Below are 19,593 nucleotides of genomic sequence, written 5' to 3' on the forward strand. Positions count from 1 at the left end.
CGAGGTAGTTCTGCCATAGAATTACTTAGTTTGTACGATTAATCAGACAACACAAGGCATTTGGCTTCAGCAAACAACAAAATTCTAACAAGAGACTTTAACCTACATTTCGTTTCTTACTTTTTAATGGCTGCGGCCTTTTACTTTCTACTCCCCACTCTACCGGTTTATGCAGTAAATGCACTTGATGCCAACAAAAACCAGGTCGGTTATATCATTGGCGTTTATGCATTATCGGCACTACTTATTCGCCCATTCTGTGGCTATGTGCTCGATGCCTACGGCAGACGTTCCGTTTACCTTTGGGCGCTGGGGATTTTCACCTTGCTAATGGCTGCCTACCATTTCTCGTCTACCTTTTTTATTCTGTTGCTTATTCGTGTATTCCATGGTTTTACATGGGGAACAATTACTACAGGAGGTAGCACAATTGCAGCCGACCTAATTCCGGAAAGCAGGCGTGCCGAAGGCATTGGCTATTTTGGACTTGCCATGACATTCTCTATTGCCCTTGCACCATACGGTGGCGACCAAATTATGGGGCAAAACAATTTCACCAACTTGTTTAATGTAGCAACTGCATTTTCAGTGGCGGCCTTTGTATTGGCCCTATTCGTAAAAATGCCCAATATAAAAACTGGGCAAACTAAAATTAGCTTATCAAAAATGTTCGATAAGCGCGTAAACCGAATCGCCATTGTGATGTTCACAGGGGCGTTCCCTTATGCCGCAATTATTTCCTTTATCAGGATTTACAGCGATGAGCTAGGTATTAAGCAAGGCGCCCTATTCTTTATTTTCATGGCCATTGGCGTTGCAATTGTGCGCTTGGTTGTTGGCAAAATAATGGACAAAAAAGGACCTTCAGGGCTTGTTTTTGCTGGTTTGGCTGTAACGGTAATTGGCCTAATTTGGCTGAGCTACATCGATAGTTTTTGGCCATTAATGGCTATTGGCGTACTAGTGGGCATGGGCAACGGCATTATTATGCCAACTGTACAAACCATGGCACTCAACATGGTACCTATTGAGCGTAGAGGTGCAGCAAACGCCACCTTCTTTTCGGCAGTAGACTTAGGTATTGGTGCCGGCTCCATTGCATTAGGTTATGTGGCAGAATATTATGGCATCGACCGCATGTTTTTTATCTGCGGAATCATACTTTTGTTCCCGTTAGCGTTCTATTTCATGTTTGTGAGAAATCACTACCTGAAGCACGCAGCGATGTTGAACAAAGGTTAAAATTATGCCAAAGAAAATATTCTTTACCCCAGGCCCATCTGCACTATATTTCACAGTAGAAGAGCACTTAAAAAAAGCGCTCAAAGATCAGGTAATGGAAATAAACCACCGCAGCAAACAGGCTGAGGGTTATTTTCATGAGACAGTGCAAAACCTAAAAGCACTGATGAATATTCCAGAAGACTACGGCATATTCTTTCTTAGTTCGGCTACGGAAATTTGGGAGCGCCAAATTCAAAACCTGGTTACAGAAAAGTCTTTCCATTACTGCTATGGAGCTTTTTCAAATCGCTTTTACGATTTCGCCAAAAAGTGGGGCATCAATGCGCAGCAGGCTGCTTCAGAATTTGGGCAATTGCCCGACACTAACCCTGCAATTATACCTGCAGGTATGGAGCTAATTACCATGGCCATTAACGAAACCAGCACTGGTGTATCGTTTCCAGTAGAAGATATTTACGCCATTAGAAAGGCGCACCCAGATGCTTTAATAGCGGTGGATGGTGTTTCAGGTTTCCCTATAACCGACTTGGACTTCACACAAATAGACAGCGCATATTTCTCGGTTCAAAAATGCTTTGGCTTGCCGGCTGGACTCGGTGTTTGGATCGTAAGTCCGCGGGCTATCGAAAAAGCTAAGGCAAAAGCTGCACAAGGCCTACCTATTGGCACTTATAATTCCATTCCTAACCTTTTGAAGAACGCGGAGAAAGGTCAGACCACCTTCACCGCCAACGTGCTCAATATTTTCCTCTTGAGCAAAGTAACGGACGACATGCTTGAAAAAGGAATTGATGTAATTCGTAGAGAAGCTAATTACAAGGCCGCTTTGCTTCAACACATGGTAGAAGAGCACCCGCTGCTCGATCACTTTGTGGAAAACAAAGCGCACCGATCTAAAACTGTGGTTGTTGCCAACACCAGTGTAGACTCTACGGCAATCATCAATAAAATGGCAGAAAAAGGGCTGGTAATTGGCAATGGATACAGCGCTTACAAGGGCAAGCAAATACGCATTGCAACCTTCCCTACACATTCAAAAGAGCAAATAGAGCTTTTGGTGGACATGCTAAATGATGTACGGTCGGTCTAAATTAATTTTCGCATAGTATATTACCATATGCTTCGCGATTTATAGCGGAACCACTAATTTTGCACCGAATTTTGAGCATATGCCTACTAGAGAAAAAATAATGGTCCTAATGGATACTTCAGACGCAGACAAAACTTTGCTGAAGTATCTACAAAAGATTGCTACATCGAGCGAAACTAAGGAAATCCACCTATTCAACAGCATTAGTGAAATGCGCATTCCTGAAGAGGTTTTGAAGGATTTCCCTGAGATAAAAGAGCGTTCAATAGAAGACAGAAAAAACCAAATATGGACCTTGGTTCGAGAGGAGCTTTCTGAAGCTATTGTAAATGCTTGCCACGTTCATGTTAAAGAAGGAGCCCCTTCAAAAGCCATCCTGAAATTTGTTGAAAAGAACAACATAGACCTAATTATGATGGGTCGCCACAAACACTTTATTGGTGGTGGTATTCTTTCCAACCGACTGGCTAGAAGAGCTGCTTGTTCTCTATTTATAATTCCAGAGCAGGCGGAGCTTTCCATGAACATGCTCCACGTACCATGCGACTTCTCTCCTCACTCTAAAATTGCAATGGAAGAAGCCATTAAGGTGGCCAGAAAATACCCTGAAAGCAATGTTAAAATTGTTTGTCAGAATGTTTTCACTGTACCTGGCGGTTATCATTATTCGGGCAAAACCTACGATGAGTTTGCCGAGGTAATGAGGAATAATGCTCAAAAAGACTTTGAGCGTTTTATGGCAGACATTGACCATGAAGGCATCAATATAGAAGTGGTTTATTCACTGGACACCAATGACAATCCGGTTACGGACATTATGGACTTTGCTCGCGAGCACAACCCAAGCGCCATATTTATTGGGGTAAAAGGCAGAACAGCTACAACTGCACTATTTATTGGTAGCCGTGCAGAACAGCTTATTCAATACAACAGCGATATTCCTATGATGGTGGTTCGACCTAAAGGTAGAAATGCCGGTATAATGGACTTTATAAAAGAGCTTTAAACTTAAAAAGGCGGTTAATAGCCGCCTTTTTAATTATCAAGAGCGCTACTCTCCTTTCAGTCTTTTCTCTTCTTTTTCAAGCCAAGCAATAAAAGCTGCATTCTCTTCGGCAGTAAGCTTCATTTCTGGCCTACGCTCTACGGTTCTTTCTGGTGGCATTTCACCCTCTTCAATCACCTCAAACATTTCAGCGACAAAATCCTCTTGTTCTTCAAGGTTCATTTCGGGCACCTTAACCCATTGTAGCTTTTCGCGTGCCTTTTCATTCCTTGCATCAGGCTTATGGCAGCCCATACACTTAGCCTCGACAATGGCTTTAATATTATCAGGCAGCTCAATTTTATCATTGCTCCCCACACTATTTGTTGCAACTGGTTTTGGTGCAAAAGCCAGCGAAAGGCCAGAAACAGCAATAGCTCCGGCAATCAATTTAAATCGGTTCATTATACAAGTTGATGTTTACACTAAGACAAAAGATACGAAAAGTAGTTTAAGATGCTTTAGCAGCTTTTGCTTGAGCGGTAAGTCGTTTTAGAAAAAACAGCGCAACCAATAACAAAACCATTGGCACCACGGTATAGCTGAAGGCCGATTCAGCCCCTACATTTTTAAATAAGAGGCCGATAATACGAGAACCCAATGTACCGCCCAATGCAGAAAAAATAATGATTAAACCAGACATTGGAGAGTGTAGCTTTTTCGGTAAAGCACTGAGCACTGCGGAATTTAGCAATGGATAAATTGGCGCAATAAACAACCCCACAATTGGGAAAGCATAACCTATAAATGGTATATCTGCAATACTTTCTACCTCACCAATATTGGCAGTTACAGCCTTTGGCAAAACGAAGATCACAATGGCCATGGCACCAAAAATGCATACTACAAGTACCGATACCCAGGAGTATTTTTTGGCTAAATATCCTGCTCCTATTCTCCCTACACCAAGGCTAATTGCCAAAATACTCGACATGATAATGGCCAAGTTTTCAGGCAAATTGAGTACCCGGTTATTAAATGTTGGTAACCAGGTCATAATCCCTTGTTCCATCATCACAAATAGAAAGGCTGCAATCACAAAAACGATTACCAACAGTTTAGCCAATAGCTTGAACATTGCCTCAAAATCCTCCCCCACATTTGATCCAGGTACTTCTTCACCCTCATTAAATTGAGCCCTAGAAAGTAAGAGCAAGGCCAACAGCGAAAGTGCCGAAAGCAGCCAATAAACGTTTAACCAAGCATCGGGCTGACCTTCCAGATTAAATGCAGGAAACAGAAAATAAGCCAGTGCTATGCCGAACATAAAAATACCCTCAATATTACTCATTAGGCTATTATGTTGGCTCTCATTTTCAGTAACCAAACCAATAACAGAGTAAACAGAAACTTTAATTAAAGCGAAACTTACCCCAACAGCTGCAAATAGGATTTTGGCCGAAAGAAAGGAGTTGCCAAAATACATTGCGATACAGGCAGCAGCAACAATTCCTAAGCCGATCATCATGGCTTTTTTGTAGCCAATGCGCGGTAAAAAAGAAGCTATGACAAAAGAAACGATGGCTATGGGCATGTCTTTAAATAGCTCCAGCGTACTGGCAGCTACTTCATCTACCCCATAAACGTTTTGAGATTTTAGGATCACAATTCCGACACTATTGAGCAGAATTGCAAACACGAAGTAATTGATATAAAGCGAAAGCTTTATGGCCTTGTTATTCATAAGCGTGAGTTTCGGTTGAAACGGAAGATAGCTAAAAAGCTCAACATGAATAACATAGATTTTAACTGGGCATAAAAAAGAGGCTGTCTCAAAAGCAAAACGTCATTCCCGACACCGATCGGGAATCTCTTTAAACCAGGTGTAAAGCCTGAATGAGATTCCCAGTCAAGCTGAGAATGACGAAAATAGTTGGCTTCTGAGACAACCTCTTCTATCTTCTCCAGCGTCTGGCAATAGCCTAATTCTCTGGCATAGAAAAAATGCTTGGATCAATATCCACGCCATGTTCTACTTTAGTAAAAGTCAATTCTTGCACAGTCATTCCTCCGGTTTTAACCACCAAATGCGTTGGGTATTTAATGCCCTCAAACGCTTTATAATCAGAATAGAAGGTAGTGGACATTTGACCGTTGGCACCAGGCGTTTTCATAAAAGCAATCAGTTTGGTTTCCTTATCAAAGTAATACTCCTCAGTTGTTCCCGATTTCTTGGTCACATCCACATGCCAATAAGTTTTGCCATCGGCTTCTTCCTCTCCCTTATATTCAAGTTTTATCCCTCTAGATTCAGAATCGATAAACTCACCCAAAAACTCATACTCCTTAGCTGATTCAGCTTGTGGACCTGTCATTGCAGTGGGCTGTGTAATACCTTGAGGCGGGCTAACCACCCAAGCCACTTCACCATCAAATGCCTGAATGATTTGGACACCTTGTACGTTGATTTCGAGGCGTTGCTTGTTCCCTTTCGCTTCGTACATTACCGCAGGAAACTCAAAACCTTGCATTTTCATGCCCATTGTAATCCTTCTGTTCTGCAACGATTTCCATTGCTCCTTACCTCCAGTAGCTTTCAGATAATCGTCCGCAATTTGTCTTGCGCTTTGGCCATTCAGTGATATTCCTGACAGGAAAACTATAATTAGTAAAAACAGTGTCTTTTTCATCTTATCGGTGTTTTTCTCAACCTAATTCAAAATGAGGGCAATACATAATTATCGGATTGATTTATCGGCAGTAGCCACTCAAACATTCATTCATTTTGATTCCGAGTTCATTTAGTATTTTAGAAAAATGAAAAGCCTGCTGTCAATTACACTTCTTGCTTTAAACATAATTTCAATGCAAGCACAAAACCAACGCCCAAGAGATTTAGGAATCAAAATCGGTGTTTTACCGGTTGGTCAGTTCAATGCGATAACCGATGTTCCTGGCGTTACGGTAGGTCACACAACGCTGATCAATGGAGACCATGTGCGCACGGGCGTTACAGCCATTCTTCCACATCAGGGCAATATTTTTCAGCAGAAAACACCTGCCGCTATTTACATTGGCAATGGCTTTGGCAAACTAGCTGGTATTAGCCAGGTGCAAGAGCTTGGCAACTTAGAAACTCCAATTATTCTTACCAATACGCTTAGCGTTCCAATGGGTATTCAGGCTACGGTTCGCTATACTTTGGCACAAAGTGGAAACGAAGATGTACGATCGGTAAATGCTGTAGTTGGCGAGACTAACGATGGCTATTTGAATGATATACGCGGCATGCATGTTTCAGAAAACGATGTAGTCGCTGCAATCAACAATGCTTCTAATGGAAAGGTAGCTGAAGGCAATGTGGGTGCAGGCACAGGCACCATAGCTTTTGGTTACAAAGGCGGCATAGGCACCTCATCCAGAAAGTTGCCCGAAAGTTTGGGTGGTTATACGGTAGGTGTTTTGGTGCAAACCAACTTTGGAGGCGTACTCACCATTGCAGGAGCGCCCATCGGTCAAGACTTGGAACAATATCCATTTAAGTCGGCTATTGAAAAAAGTGATGGATCTTGTATGATTGTAGTGCTAACCGATGCGCCTTTAGACGCTCGGCAGTTAGAACGTGTGGCCAAACGCGCCATGATGGGCCTAGCACGAACAGGCGGCATTGCGTCAAACGGTAGTGGCGATTATGTAGTAGCGGCATCTACTGCCGAAAGCATGCGAATCCCTTACAATACGAAGGCAAAAACTGACAATGGAGATGTATTGAGAAATGATGAAATGTCTCCGCTATTTATGGCTACTATCGAAGCTACCGAAGAAGCCATTATTAATTCGCTATTTGCAGCAGAAGACATGGAGGGCCGCGATGGCCACCAAATAAAAGCGCTCCCAAAAGAGCGCGTATTGTCATTATTAAAGCAAAGGGGGTTACTTAAATAGCACTGCGGATTTCGTCTAAAAACTCATTGCAAGCGGCTACCTTTTCTTTATCAACCCCAGCAAACTGCTTAAACCAAAGCGCCATTTCTTCATCAATCGACTCAAGAACTTGAAGGCCCTTTTCGGTTATTACCACATCCTTCGCCCTTCTGTCAGAACGGCAAACCTTGCGCTCAACCAGCTCCTTGGCCTCTAGCCTATCAACTATTCGCGATGCATTCGACATTCTGTCTAGCATCCTGTCGATCAAAGTATTTATTGTACAAGGCTCGGGAAAAGCCCCGCGTAATATGCGCAAAACGTTGTACTGTGGAGTAGTTATTCCGTGGGGCTTAAAAAGAGCCGATTGCTTTTCAACCAACCAGCTATTGGTAAACATTATATTCACCAGTAGCTTTTCATAATCATTGGTAAATTTCTTACCCTGTTTTATATCTTCCTCTAAACCCATAAGATTCAATTCTAACCCTCGAATTTAACAAAATGCACCATATTTAGTTCACCCAAAATCATAAAGCATGTCACAACATATGCTTAACTTTATTCAAGGTAGATTAAACCTTGGAGGCAGGGCCACATCTAACCCCTGAAACCTTAGCAATTGGAAGACAAGGACATACTCATAGCATTTAAAGATCCAGACACTCGGCACATTGCGTTTAGAGAGTTGGTGGACAAATACAAAGAACGTGTGTATTGGCATGCGCGAAAGATTGTGATTGACCACGAGGATGCTGATGATGTTGCACAAGAGGCCTTCATTAAAGTCTACAAAAACCTTGAAGGATTTAGAGAAGCCTCTCAGCTGTTTACATGGATTTACCGCATTACAACTAATGAAGCTTTGAATCTTTTGAAAAAGAAACAGAAGAAACAAGGCATTTCGATAGACGAGGTAGCCCATGAACTTGAGCACTCCTTAACCAGTAGCAATTTGTTAAGTGGGGAAGAAATTCAGCTGAAGTTGCAAAAAGCACTTTTGCAGCTGCCGGAAAAGCAAAGACTGGTTTTTAACATGAAGTACTTTGACGATTTGAAGTACGATGAAATTTCAGAAATAACCGGAACAAGTGTGGGCGGCCTAAAGGCCAGCTATCACTTGGCAGTAAAGAAAATAGAAACCTATTTAACTGAAGGTTAAACCTTTAGAAACCAAATAAATCTAAAGAACGATGAAAAAGGACAAAGCAAATAAAGAAGGAATGGAAGGCGCCAAAAAGCAGCCCAGCTCCGACTACTTTAGCTCATTTACCGATAAGGTAATGAACAGAGTGGCGGCAGAAGAGGCTTCTTTCCTTAAAAACGATTTGCTTAGAGAGCTTCCTTTTACGGTACCTGAGGGATATTTTGAACAGTTTGGAAGTAACTTAGAGGCGAGCGGAAAGCTAAAGCAAGAGGCGAAAGTGATACAGCTCTTCCAACAAAACTGGTTGAAATACGCGGCAAGTATTGCCATTATTTTCACCTTAGGGTTTCTTTTAATTCAAAGCAACAGCACAGCCAACGATGCTTTTTTGAGCGATGTTTCTGATGAAAGCATTCTAGGCTACCTGAGCGAAGAGGGCACCTCTGTAGAAGAATTGATTATTCTAGACGAATCGATGCAGACCGTTTTAGACGATATGCTAGCAGATGTAGCCAGTAACTACGAAGATGTGATTGACTACGATCGTATTGACGTAACAGAGTTAGACTATTTAGAATATTAAATAATGAAAAGAGTAATATTTATCGCATTGTTTTTCACTACTGTTGGGCTTTTTGCACAAGACAGACGAGGCCCCAGCCCAGAAGAGATGGAACGTATAAAAGCTGCTAAAGTAGCTTTTGTAACTGAAAGGCTCGAACTGGACAGTAAAACAGCTCAAAAATTCTGGCCAATCTTCAATGAATATGAAGAGGCTAAAGAAAAGTTAGGCAAAGAATTCTTTGAGAAAATGGTCGATGATTTTGGAATTCACAGCCTGAGCAGAGAAGCGGAAAAGCTGAATGACGAGCAATCTGAAAAGCTTTTGGCACTGTTGCTCGATAAGCAAGAGCAGCAACTATCGCTTGAGAAAGACTACATGGCCAAGTTTGCCAAGGTACTTAGCCCAAAACAGGTGCTATTGGTACACAGGTTCGATTCGGACTTTAGAAGAAAGCTAATGAACCGCTTTTGGGACGACAAAGGCCGAGACAATAGAGGCAACCCGCGTGGCGGAGGCCAATAAAGAACAACCTGCTTCGGCAGGTTTTTTTATGCCCTTTGTTGGCAGCTTGCGCCCCTTCACCTAATTTGCGACATGGCTCATTTGTCGCTCTTTGCGTTTAACCAACTTATAAAAGATACCCTTACCGAAACCCTTGCTCCAAACTACTGGATAATAGCGGAAATTGGTGAAATGCGACTCAATCAGAAAGGCCATTGCTATATGGAGTTGGTGGAAAAAGAGGGCAACTTTATTCAGGCTAAAATACGAGCCAACATTTGGGCATATACCTATCGCAATTTATCTAGCGAGTTTTTGCGGGCAACAGGTACCCCCTTAAAACCGGGCATTAAGGTACTCCTCAATGTAGCGATCAATTTTCACGAAGTGTACGGCATGAGCCTAACTGTCAATAATATTGACCCGAACTTTACCCTTGGTGAAAGGTCACGACTGCGCGAAGAAACACTTCAAAAACTAAAAGCAGAAGGAGCACTTGAAACTAACAAGGAATTCAGGCTTCCGCTAGCTCCTCAAAAGCTGGCAGTAATCAGTTCTGAAACTGCTGCTGGGTATCAGGATTTTACCGAGCAACTAAAAGCGAACCCGCGAGGTTTTGACATTGATGTCACCCTTTTTCCAGCCCTAATGCAGGGCAACGATGCACCAGCATCAATTCAGCAGGCGCTCAATGCCATTGGCACCAAACCAGAGCACTTTGACCTAATAGTGCTGATAAGAGGCGGTGGTGCACAAACCGACTTAGATTGCTTTGACACCTACGAACTGGGCAAAGCAATAAGCCAAGCTCCCCTACCCTTACTTACTGGCATAGGCCACGAACGCGATCAAACAATAGCCGATTTGGTAGCACATACAGCGCTTAAAACCCCTACAGCTGTTGCCGAATTCATATTAAACGGACTTTATCTGTTTGACGACCAACTGAACGACCTGGCCTACAGAATGGAACGCCAGCTGCATCAGCGAATTCAACAAGAACACTTTCAGCTCAGCCAGTACCAAAAGCAACTGAGCAGCCAAGTTAACTACCTGCTCAACCGACATACCGAAAAGGTTGAGCGCCTAGGTAAAAACCTAAAGCACGAAACTGAATATGCATTGAAAATGCATCGTGTTCGCTTGGAAAATTTTGAGAAAGAAATCAACCTTAGCGACCCTATTCAAATACTAAAAAAAGGTTATTCCATAACCCTGAAAAACGGGCACCCAATTCAAACAGAAAACGTAATTTCAGGAGACGAAATAGAAACGCGCACACACAACAAAACCATTGTAAGTAAAGTAATCAAATCGACTGACGATGTCTGAAGCAAAAAGCTACAAAGAGGCGCTAGAGCGCATTGAATCCATAGTATCGACTATTGAAAACGATCAACCCGGTGTTGATGAACTCACCAAGTTAGTGCAGGAAGCAACCGATTTGATTTTGGCTTGCAAAGAAAAGCTTAGCAATGCAGAAACCAACCTTTCGGCAACCTTAGAAAAACTGAATTAAGCATGACATCGGAAGAAGCATTAAAGGAAATAAAAAGGCTTTCAGAAGTAATAGATCACCACAATTACCTTTATTACCAAGAAAGCAAATCGGAAATAAGCGATTATGAGTTCGACCAACTTTTACAGCAACTCATTGCGCTAGAAGCAGACTTTCCAGAGCATAAATCGGAAGACTCTCCGAGCCAACGTGTAGGCGGCACTATTACCAAAAACTTCGATACGGTTGTTCACACCTACCCCATGCTTTCTTTGGGTAACACCTATTCCAAAGAAGAGTTAATGGAATGGGATGAGCGTGTAAAAAAAGGCCTTGGCACAGATGATTACAGCTACTTCTGTGAGATGAAATTCGATGGTGTGGCACTTAGCTTAACTTACGAAAACGGACTACTTAAACGCGCTGTAACACGTGGAGATGGCACGCAAGGCGATGATGTTACTGCCAATGCAAAAACCATTAGAAGTATTCCGCTAAGATTGAAAAAGGAAGTACCTGAAAAGTTTGAAGTACGTGGCGAGGTGTTTTTCCCAAAACATGAGTTCGAAAGAGTGAATGCTGAACGAGAGGACCTTGGAGAAGAGCGATTGGCTAACCCTAGAAATGCAGCTTCGGGAACCCTGAAAATGCAAAACTCAAGCATTGTCGCTTCGCGTAAACTCGATTGCTACTTGTATTATTTATTGGGCGAAAACTTGAATGTTTCTTCACACTCTGAGTCCATTCACAGGCTTGAAGATTGGGGCTTTCACATTTCTCAAACTTATAAGAAATGCAGCTCCATTGAAGCAGTTTTAGAATACATTAACTACTGGGAAACCAAGCGCCATGAGTTGCCTTCTGAAACCGATGGCGTAGTTATAAAAGTAGATAGCATCCATCAGCAAAACGAGCTCGGTTTTACGGCCAAAAACCCTCGCTGGGCTATCTCTTACAAGTACAAAGCAGAAAGTGCATCAACCGTGCTTGAAAGCGTGAGTTACCAGGTGGGAAGAACCGGCTCGGTAACCCCCGTTGCCAATCTTAAACCAGTGCTTTTGGCGGGCACTACCGTTAAGCGCGCCTCATTACACAATGCCAATGAAATTGCCCGCTTAGATCTACATTTGGGCGATACAGTTTTTGTAGAAAAAGGTGGAGAAATTATCCCTAAAATCACTGGGGTAGACACCGCACAAAGGCTTGCAGTTAGCGCTCCCATTGAATACATAAACCATTGCCCCGAATGCGGCACAGAGCTAGTGAGAAAGGAAGGCGAAGCCAATCACTACTGCCCAAACACAGACGGCTGTCCACCGCAAATTCAAGGGAAAATTGAGCACTTTATTCAGCGCAAAGCAATGGATATTGATAGCCTAGGCTCCGAAACAATTCGAGGGCTTTTGGATCATGGCTTAATCCATAACTATGCTGATATATATGATCTTAGCTTCGAGCAACTGAATGGACTGGAGTTCAAAACCTTTAGTGAAAAGAAAGGCGACTTTTCAGTAAGAAGCATCCGAGAAAAGTCGGCAAATAACATCATCAAGGCCATCGAAATTTCAAAAGAAACCCCATTCGAAAGAGTGCTTTTCGCCCTTGGAATAAGATATGTCGGCCAAACTGTGGCAGAAAAGCTCGCACAGCACTTCGGCAATATTGAAGCACTTGCCTCAGCCGATTTTGAAGCACTGATAGCCGTTCCCGAAATAGGTGAGCGAATTGCGCAAAGTGTGTTGGCGTTTTTCGAAGACAGTAGAAATAGAGCGATAATTGATAAGCTAAACAGGGCTGGGCTTCGTTTCGAAGTTGAGCAAATAGCAGAAGCTGCCTCAGATGTGTTGACAGACAAAACCTTTGTAATTAGCGGGGTATTCACCGAGTATTCTCGCGATGATTTGAAGGAAGCTATAAAAGCTAATGGCGGCAAAGTGGTTTCGTCTATTAGCGCAAAGCTAGACTACCTTGTAGCTGGCGATAAAATGGGGCCAGCCAAACTAGAAAAAGCCAATAAGCTTGGCATTAATATTATTTCCGAAGCGGAATTCATCCAAATGATAAACGGCTAATGTCAATTATTGGAAAAAAATTTTTAAACCTATTCAACAAACCTGCAAAGCGCAAGGTTAAAGGCAAAGCAGCCAAACCATTTGATGAAGCCGCTCATATTGGCATTTTCTACACTTGGGAAGACAAAGCCAAAGAAGAGGCAGTTGAAAAAATGGCCGACTTTTTCAGGCAAACCAAGCAAACAGAACTGCTGTGCTTCAACCCTAGCAAAGAACCTGTTGAAACTGAGCATGAGACCGTTAGCTACAACGAACTTTCTAGCTTGGGCAAATTCAACTCAGATGCACTAAATGCATTTTTAAAGAAACCATTCGATTACTTTTTCGTGTTTGACTTTGACTTGAATGAAGTATCGCGATATACATTAATTCATACGGCAGCCAATTTTAGAGTTGGCATTCACTCCGAAGCAGAAATGGAGTATTTTGAATTGATGATCGGTATTCATAAAAGTGCAGGCTTTCATAACTTTGCAGAGCAAACGGTTAAATACATAAAGGAAATAAGATAATGAAGGAATTACATGGAACTGGTGTTGCTTTAGTCACCCCATTTTCAACCTCAGGTGCAGTGGATTACGAAGGGTTAAAAAATCTTTTAGACTTTACAGCTAAGCATGTCGATTATTGGGTAGTAATGGGCACAACAGGCGAAACCGCCACTTGCACAGCAGAAGAAAAAGCACAGATTCTTAGCTTCTGCAAAGAAAACAACCCTAGCAATTTACCAATAGTTTACGGTATTGGTGGCAACAACACACAGGGCGTTATCGACACCATTAAGCATACTGATTTAGAAGGTGTTGAGGCAATTCTTTCGGTAAGCCCTTATTACAACAAACCGAGCCAGGCAGGTATTATTGCTCACTTTACGACCATTGCCGATGCCTCACCGGTTCCGGTAATTTTGTACAACGTACCAGGGCGAACAGGCTCAAATATGCTAGCCTCCACCACCTTAACACTTGCCAAACACCCAAACATAATTGGCATTAAAGAAGCTGTTGGAGAAATTGCCCAGTGCGAAGCAATTGCCAAAGACAAACCAGCCAACTTTATGTTGATCTCTGGTGAAGATCCACTTACACCAGCCATGATTAAACTAGGCGCGGTAGGTGCTATTTCTGTATTGGCGAACGGATTTCCTGCAGAGTTTTGTCAAAGCATTAATGAAGGCTTGGCTGGAAACCACGAAGAAAGCCAAAGGCTGATGGATGCTTTTGAAAAAATAAACCCACTGATGTATGCAGAAAGCAATCCGGTTGGGGTAAAAGAAGTACTACGACTGAAGGACGTTTGCGGCAACCAGGTAAGGCTTCCGCTTTTGCCAGCTTCCGCTAAACTTTCAGAAGCTATTGAGGCTGAAATGCTCTAAATCAGCATTTTAAAAAGTATTGAACACAAAAAAAGCCAATCTTACGATTGGCTTTTTTATATAACTTGAGTATATCTCTTAGCTATTTTTGATGTTTTGAACATCAAGACGGATTTCTTGAGCCAAGTTCTTAAGCTCTTGCATACCTTTTCTTACTCTGGTACCAGCAGCTTGGTTACCTTTATCATAGAACTTTTCGAAATCTCCTTCTAAAGAATCTACCAATTCTTTTACTCTGCTAAATTGACTCATATTTACTGTTTTTTAAGGTTGTTGAAAATGTACTTAACCTGAGCAAGATAAATCAAAATGTTGTATTATCAACAGGAAACGCACTTTTTTTTAACTTTTTACTCTCCGAAAGCCATCGCAAGTTCGCCCTCTCTGTATTCACCAGATTCAAGCTTCCCTTTTATAGCTTCAAACGCTGCAATCGTTTCACTTACGTCTTCCAGAGAATGCGCAGCAGTAGGTATCAACCTCAAAATAATCGTTCCTTTAGGAACAACAGGATAGATTACTACCGAACAGAAGATATTGAAGTTCTCTCTAAGATCTTTGCTCAATGCCGCAGCTTCACCTACTGTTCCGTTCAGAACTACCGGAGTTACAGGAGATTGAGTAGTTCCAATATCGAAACCTTTATCTCTCAAACCGTTTTGTAAAGCATTAACAATTGTCCAAAGCTTTTCTTTATGCTCAGGGTTGTCTCTTAACATTTGCAGTCTTTTCAATGCACCAATAGTAATTGGCATTGGTAGCGACTTAGCAAAGATCTGAGACCTCATATTGTATTTCAAAAACTTGATGATATCCTTATTACCTGCAACAAAAGCACCAATTGCTGCCATAGATTTTGCGAAGGTAGAGAAGTAAATATCAATTTCGTTTTGGCAACCTAGCGCCTCACCAGCGCCTGCACCAGTTGGGCCAACAGTACCAAAACCATGAGCATCATCAACCAATAAGCGGAAGTTGAACTTCTTTTTTAGCTCAGCAATTTCTTTTAGCGCACCTAGGTTACCCGACATTCCGAATACACCTTCAGTAATTACCAAAATACCACCGCCAGTTTCGTTTGTAAGCTTAGTAGCACGCTCAAGCTGCTTTTCTAAGTTTTCAATGTCGTTGTGAGGGAAAACAAAACGCTTACCCATGTGCAACCTCACACCATCAATAATACATGCATGAGATTCCGCATCGTAAACGATTACGTCTTTTCTATCAACTACCGCATCGATAATTGAAAGCACACCTTGGTATCCGAAGTTTAATAGAAGACCAGCTTCTTTATGAACAAAAGCAGCTAATTCTTGTTCTAACTGCTCATGATATTTAGTGTTCCCAGACATCATGCGGGCACCCATTGGGTAGGCAAGCCCCCACTCTGCCGCAGCATCGGCATCTGCTTTTCTTACTTCAGGGTGGTTACCCAAACCCAAGTAGTTGTTCAAGCTCCATGTCAAAACTTCTTTGCCCATGAACTTCATTCTAGGGGCAATTTCTCCTTCTAACTTAGGGAACATGAAATAACCTTCAGATACATCTGAGTGCTTTCCTAAAGGCCCCTGATTACTCAATAATTTTTCAAATAGATCCAACTGCGTTATGATTTAATGTCGTCAATCTGCACAAAATGAAGTGGCAAAGGTAACATTATAATTGCCATTTATCAAAAATTGCCAAGCCTTATAAGTATAGCGAATCGTTCACATTTTTAATTTAATTAATTAGCATTGCAAGACGAAAACAATAACCTATGACTGAAAAATCTATCCAAAAAATCCTTGTGGCCAACCGGGGAGAAATTGCCGTTAGGGTAATGCGAACGGCCAAAGCAATGGGCATTAAGACAGTGGCAGTGTATAGCGAAGCCGACAGTGGTTCACCACATGTAATGATGGCCGATGAAGCCGTAAATATTGGCCCTGCACCTTCTGCACAGTCTTATTTAAAAATGGATAAGATTATAGAAGTATGTAAAGATTTAGGCGTTGATGCCATCCATCCGGGCTATGGTTTCCTTTCGGAAAATGCAGCATTCGCCAAAAAAGTAGCCGAAAACGGCATCATTTTCATTGGTCCTTCGGAGCACGCCATAGAGGTAATGGGCGACAAACTTGCTGCTAAAAACACGGTGGCAAAATACGATGTACCTATGGTACCCGGGGTAGATCATGCCGTGGAAGATGTAGAAGAAGCAAAGAAAATCGCCAAAGAAATTGGCTACCCAGTGCTAATCAAGGCAAGCGCTGGTGGTGGCGGAAAAGGTATGCGCGTGGTTGATCGCGAAGAAGACCTGGGCGAACAAATGCAGCGTGCTATGAGTGAGGCTGCTTCCGCTTTTGGTAATCCGGCAGTGTTCGTGGAGAAATTCATTACCTCTCCCCGACATATCGAAATTCAGGTAATTGGCGACCAACATGGTAATTTGGTCTACCTTTTTGAGCGCGAGTGTTCTATTCAAAGAAGGCATCAAAAAGTAATTGAAGAGGCGCCTTCGGCCATTCTTACACCTGAAAAGAGAAAGGCAATGGGCGAAGCAGCCATAGGTGTGGCCAAATCATGTGGCTATTATGGCGCTGGTACAGTAGAATTTATTGTTGACGAGCAACTCAACTTCTACTTTTTAGAAATGAACACCAGGCTTCAAGTAGAGCACCCTGTAACGGAAGAAATTACGGGAATAGATTTGGTAAAAGAGCAAATAAGGGTGGCTGAAGGTAAAAAGCTTTCTTTTACCCAAGACCAACTTAAAATTAACGGACACTCACTAGAAGTACGTGTTTATGCAGAAAATCCAAGGGAAAACTTTTTGCCCGATACAGGAATGCTAAACACCTATAGAATACCAAAAGGAGAAGGTGTAAGAGTGGACGATGGTTTTACAGAAGGCATGGACATCCCTATCTATTACGACCCTATGATCGCCAAATTGGTAACGCATGGAAAAGATAGAGAAGAGGCTATTCAGCGTATGCTAAAAGCGATTGACGATTACCATATCTCTGGCATTAACACCACCCTGGATTTCTGTCATTTTGTATTGGAGCACGAAGCTTTCGTATCGGGAAAATTCAACACCAAGTTTGTGGAAGAGCACTACAAACCAGAAATGCTAGATAAGTACGATGCAGAGCATGAAAAAATGGCTATTGCGCTAGCCGTTTTAGTAGCTACCGAAGAAGATAGAAAAGCCAACAATGCCAATGCAAATAAAGAAGAAAGCAAGTGGCAATTAAGAGCACGGGACTAATATGGCCAACATACGACCATTTAAAGCATGGCGATACAATAACAAGCTTGGGCAGCAAATTGGGGAGTTAACCTCTCCCCTTTTCGATGTAATTAATGAGCGGCAGCGCGATGAACTTTATCAAAACGAGATAAACAGCATTCATTTAAGTGTGCCGCTACAGGCCGACACGCCCGAAAAAGCTAATGAGACCATTGCCAAATGGAAGGCTGAGGGAATTATAAAGCAAGATCCGCTGCCTGCTATTTATGTCTACTATCAGCACTTTACACTGCCTGGTAGCACAAAACCGCTTACCCGCAAGGGCTTTATCTGCATGATAGAAGCCACTGATTGGGGCAAGCCAGACTCTGACATTTTAAGGCACGAAAATACCATTCCCCACTCTGTTAAAGACCGTGTAGATGTACTGCGGGCTACAGAATTGAATGTGAGCCCTACGCATGGGCTTTACAGAGATGAGGATTTTGAGTTGGAGCAATATATGGACGAGAGCATGCGCTCACCTATTTATGATAGCGAAGACTACCAAGGCGTGCGCGATGTATTGGCGGTAATTCACGATTACAAGGTAATTCAGAAGTTTGCTAACAAAGTAAAGCAGCAAAAAATCATACTGGCCGATGGCCATCACAGGCTAGAAAGCTCCATTCAGTATAGAGAAGAGTGCATGGCTAACAACGCCAATCATACTGGTGCTGAAGGCTATAACTTTCATATGATGTACCTAACCAACGGGGCTTCCGATGATTTGCGCATTCTGCCAACCCATCGCCTGATCCATAGAATAGAAGACTTTAGCCAAGAAGAATTGCTGGAAAAGCTAGGTGAATTTTTCCATATAAAACCACTGGCCGATCCATATGACATTCACGAAATCATATTGGGTAAAAAGTGGGCATTTGGACTGCTTTTTGGCGATGACGCGTACAAAATTCGTCTAAAGCCAGAAGTTCATGAAAAGTTGAACTGGAAATTCCCACAGCTTTTAAAAGACTTGGACCTAACGGTAATGCACTACTTTGTAATTGAAAAGTGTTTGGGAATACCGGGTAAAGACCAACGAAAAAGCCCACATATTTCGTTTGAGCGAAACTTTGCCGTATGCGTAAAGAAAACCCTCAAAGGAGAAGCGCAATGCGCTCTAATCACCAAAGAATTGGACATGGAGACCGTAGAAAAAGTGTGTGCTTCAGGCCACACCTTGCCACAAAAGTCTACCTACTTCTACCCTAAGGTTATTTGTGGTTATCTTTTCGGATCAATCAAAGAAGATGAATTTACCTTATAAAGTAATACTAGCCTCAAAATCTCCGCGAAGGCAAGAACTGCTGAAATCATTGGAGTTAGATTTCAGTATTAAAGTGCGTTCAATTGACGAGTCGTTTCCTTCAGCATTAGACGCAAACAAAGTGGCGGAATACATTGCCATTAAAAAATCTGAAGCTTTTAACGACCTAGCCGAAGATGAGCTTTTGCTCACTTCAGACACCGTTGTAAAAGTCGGAGATCAAATACTCGGTAAGGCCGAAAGCGTTGAAGAAGCAGCTGAAATGCTCTCGCTTATTTCTGGCAAAAGCCATGAGGTTATGACGGGTGTTTGCTTAAAAACCAAGGCAAAAACGATCTCCTTCAGCGAAACTACCATTGTGCACTTTAAGCAGCTTAGCAAAGCTGAGATTGATCACTACATCACCACTTACCAGCCTTTTGACAAGGCTGGTGCTTATGGCATTCAGGAATGGATAGGGATGATTGGTATTACTAAAATTGAGGGTGATTATTACAATGTAATGGGCCTACCATTGCAGAAACTTTACACGGTGCTTTTAGAAAGCTTCTAAACCAGAGGTGACAACACCTCTTGGAGAAAGGCTCCAGACTAACCTTAGGCAAAGATCCACAAAAAAGCCTTTTCCGATTGCTCAGAAAAGG

General features: G+C 42.3%; 21 protein-coding genes. 15 read left to right on the plus strand and 6 right to left on the minus strand.

Annotated elements, in window-relative coordinates; all coding sequences use genetic code 11:
* Positions 1 to 60 precede the first annotated feature (60 nt).
* The 3 genes from BMW98_RS14810 to BMW98_RS14820 all read left to right on the plus strand — a co-directional run bounded on the left by BMW98_RS14810 (position 61) and on the right by BMW98_RS14820 (position 3,341).
* A complete protein-coding gene (locus tag BMW98_RS14810; RefSeq protein WP_090259355.1) occupies positions 61 to 1,242 on the plus strand; it encodes an MFS transporter in 1,182 nt (393 codons plus the stop codon).
* Positions 1,243 to 1,246: 4 nt separating this feature from the next.
* On the plus strand, positions 1,247 to 2,335 hold the full coding sequence (locus BMW98_RS14815) for an aminotransferase class V-fold PLP-dependent enzyme (RefSeq protein WP_090259356.1): 1,089 nt from the start codon (positions 1,247 to 1,249) through the stop codon (positions 2,333 to 2,335).
* Positions 2,336 to 2,435: 100 nt separating this feature from the next.
* The gene (locus tag BMW98_RS14820; protein WP_262501607.1) at positions 2,436 to 3,341 is read left to right on the plus strand and encodes a universal stress protein; all 906 of its coding nucleotides are present in this window, start codon (positions 2,436 to 2,438) and stop codon (positions 3,339 to 3,341) included.
* Between the two features lie 45 nt (positions 3,342 to 3,386).
* Here BMW98_RS14820 and BMW98_RS14825 read toward each other — a convergent pair whose 3' ends face one another.
* The 3 genes from BMW98_RS14825 to BMW98_RS14835 all read right to left on the minus strand — a co-directional run bounded on the left by BMW98_RS14825 (position 3,387) and on the right by BMW98_RS14835 (position 6,010).
* Entirely contained in the window at positions 3,387 to 3,785 is a 399-nt protein-coding gene (locus BMW98_RS14825) for a heme-binding domain-containing protein (RefSeq protein WP_090259358.1), read from the minus strand.
* A 46-nt stretch (positions 3,786 to 3,831) separates the two neighbouring features.
* Positions 3,832 to 5,064, minus strand: a complete 1,233-nt coding sequence (locus BMW98_RS14830; RefSeq protein WP_090259359.1) for an MFS transporter — start codon at positions 5,062 to 5,064, stop codon at positions 3,832 to 3,834.
* Between the two features lie 238 nt (positions 5,065 to 5,302).
* On the minus strand, positions 5,303 to 6,010 hold the full coding sequence (locus tag BMW98_RS14835) for a LolA-like protein (protein WP_090259360.1): 708 nt from the start codon (positions 6,008 to 6,010) through the stop codon (positions 5,303 to 5,305).
* Between the two features lie 175 nt (positions 6,011 to 6,185).
* Here BMW98_RS14835 and BMW98_RS14840 point away from each other — a divergent pair, with 175 nt between their 5' ends.
* Positions 6,186 to 7,265, plus strand: a complete 1,080-nt coding sequence (locus BMW98_RS14840; protein ID WP_245733605.1) for a DmpA family aminopeptidase — start codon at positions 6,186 to 6,188, stop codon at positions 7,263 to 7,265.
* Here the strand turns inward: BMW98_RS14840 and BMW98_RS14845 are convergent.
* Complete coding sequence (locus BMW98_RS14845; protein WP_090259362.1) at positions 7,258 to 7,716, minus strand: MarR family winged helix-turn-helix transcriptional regulator; 459 nt, start codon at positions 7,714 to 7,716, stop codon at positions 7,258 to 7,260. The genes BMW98_RS14840 and BMW98_RS14845 overlap by 8 nt on opposite strands.
* A 150-nt stretch (positions 7,717 to 7,866) precedes the next feature.
* Between BMW98_RS14845 and BMW98_RS14850 the strand changes: the two genes are divergently transcribed.
* From BMW98_RS14850 to dapA, 8 genes are all read left to right on the plus strand, one after another.
* A complete protein-coding gene (locus tag BMW98_RS14850) occupies positions 7,867 to 8,406 on the plus strand; it encodes an RNA polymerase sigma factor (protein ID WP_090259363.1) in 540 nt (179 codons plus the stop codon).
* 31 nt (positions 8,407 to 8,437) lie between these two features.
* Positions 8,438 to 8,974 (plus strand): hypothetical protein, encoded by a 537-nt coding sequence (locus BMW98_RS14855; protein WP_090259364.1) that lies wholly within the window; start codon positions 8,438 to 8,440, stop codon positions 8,972 to 8,974.
* A gap of 3 nt (positions 8,975 to 8,977) precedes the next feature.
* Positions 8,978 to 9,478 carry a hypothetical protein gene (locus tag BMW98_RS14860; protein ID WP_090259365.1) on the plus strand — a complete coding sequence of 167 codons (501 nt, stop codon included), beginning with the start codon at positions 8,978 to 8,980 and terminating at the stop codon, positions 9,476 to 9,478.
* Between the two features lie 72 nt (positions 9,479 to 9,550).
* Entirely contained in the window at positions 9,551 to 10,789 is a 1,239-nt protein-coding gene (gene xseA / locus BMW98_RS14865) for an exodeoxyribonuclease VII large subunit (protein ID WP_090259366.1), read from the plus strand.
* Positions 10,782 to 10,976 carry an exodeoxyribonuclease VII small subunit gene (gene xseB, locus BMW98_RS14870; RefSeq protein ID WP_090259367.1) on the plus strand — a complete coding sequence of 65 codons (195 nt, stop codon included), beginning with the start codon at positions 10,782 to 10,784 and terminating at the stop codon, positions 10,974 to 10,976. The genes xseA and xseB overlap by 8 nt, the downstream gene beginning before the upstream one ends.
* Before the next feature lie 2 nt (positions 10,977 to 10,978).
* Positions 10,979 to 13,027, plus strand: coding sequence for an NAD-dependent DNA ligase LigA (gene ligA, locus BMW98_RS14875; RefSeq protein ID WP_090259368.1), 2,049 nt, complete (start codon positions 10,979 to 10,981; stop codon positions 13,025 to 13,027).
* The gene (locus BMW98_RS14880) at positions 13,027 to 13,539 is read left to right on the plus strand and encodes a DUF6913 domain-containing protein (RefSeq protein ID WP_090259369.1); all 513 of its coding nucleotides are present in this window, start codon (positions 13,027 to 13,029) and stop codon (positions 13,537 to 13,539) included. Before ligA ends, BMW98_RS14880 begins: the two co-directional genes overlap by 1 nt.
* A complete protein-coding gene (dapA, locus tag BMW98_RS14885) occupies positions 13,539 to 14,402 on the plus strand; it encodes a 4-hydroxy-tetrahydrodipicolinate synthase (protein WP_090259370.1) in 864 nt (287 codons plus the stop codon). The genes BMW98_RS14880 and dapA overlap by 1 nt, the downstream gene beginning before the upstream one ends.
* Positions 14,403 to 14,480: 78 nt before the next feature.
* Here dapA and BMW98_RS14890 read toward each other — a convergent pair whose 3' ends face one another.
* Together BMW98_RS14890 and BMW98_RS14895 are read right to left on the minus strand one after the other, a co-directional pair.
* The gene (locus tag BMW98_RS14890; protein WP_090259371.1) at positions 14,481 to 14,654 is read right to left on the minus strand and encodes a histone H1; all 174 of its coding nucleotides are present in this window, start codon (positions 14,652 to 14,654) and stop codon (positions 14,481 to 14,483) included.
* A gap of 98 nt (positions 14,655 to 14,752) precedes the next feature.
* Positions 14,753 to 16,003, minus strand: coding sequence for an aminotransferase class I/II-fold pyridoxal phosphate-dependent enzyme (locus BMW98_RS14895; protein ID WP_090259372.1), 1,251 nt, complete (start codon positions 16,001 to 16,003; stop codon positions 14,753 to 14,755).
* Between the two features lie 158 nt (positions 16,004 to 16,161).
* On the opposite strand from BMW98_RS14895, the gene accC reads away from it, so the two are divergent.
* Genes accC through BMW98_RS14910 form a run of 3 tightly spaced genes read left to right on the plus strand, consistent with a single transcriptional unit; the run spans position 16,162 to position 19,502 of the window.
* A complete protein-coding gene (gene accC, locus BMW98_RS14900) occupies positions 16,162 to 17,658 on the plus strand; it encodes an acetyl-CoA carboxylase biotin carboxylase subunit (protein ID WP_090259373.1) in 1,497 nt (498 codons plus the stop codon).
* Between the two features lies 1 nt (position 17,659).
* Entirely contained in the window at positions 17,660 to 18,949 is a 1,290-nt protein-coding gene (locus tag BMW98_RS14905) for a DUF1015 domain-containing protein (protein WP_090259374.1), read from the plus strand.
* Complete coding sequence (locus BMW98_RS14910; protein WP_090259375.1) at positions 18,933 to 19,502, plus strand: Maf family nucleotide pyrophosphatase; 570 nt, start codon at positions 18,933 to 18,935, stop codon at positions 19,500 to 19,502. Before BMW98_RS14905 ends, BMW98_RS14910 begins: the two co-directional genes overlap by 17 nt.
* The last annotated feature ends 91 nt before the right edge of the window (positions 19,503 to 19,593 follow it).

This window comes from Roseivirga pacifica, from assembly GCF_900111145.1.
Classification (GTDB): domain Bacteria; phylum Bacteroidota; class Bacteroidia; order Cytophagales; family Cyclobacteriaceae; genus Roseivirga; species Roseivirga pacifica.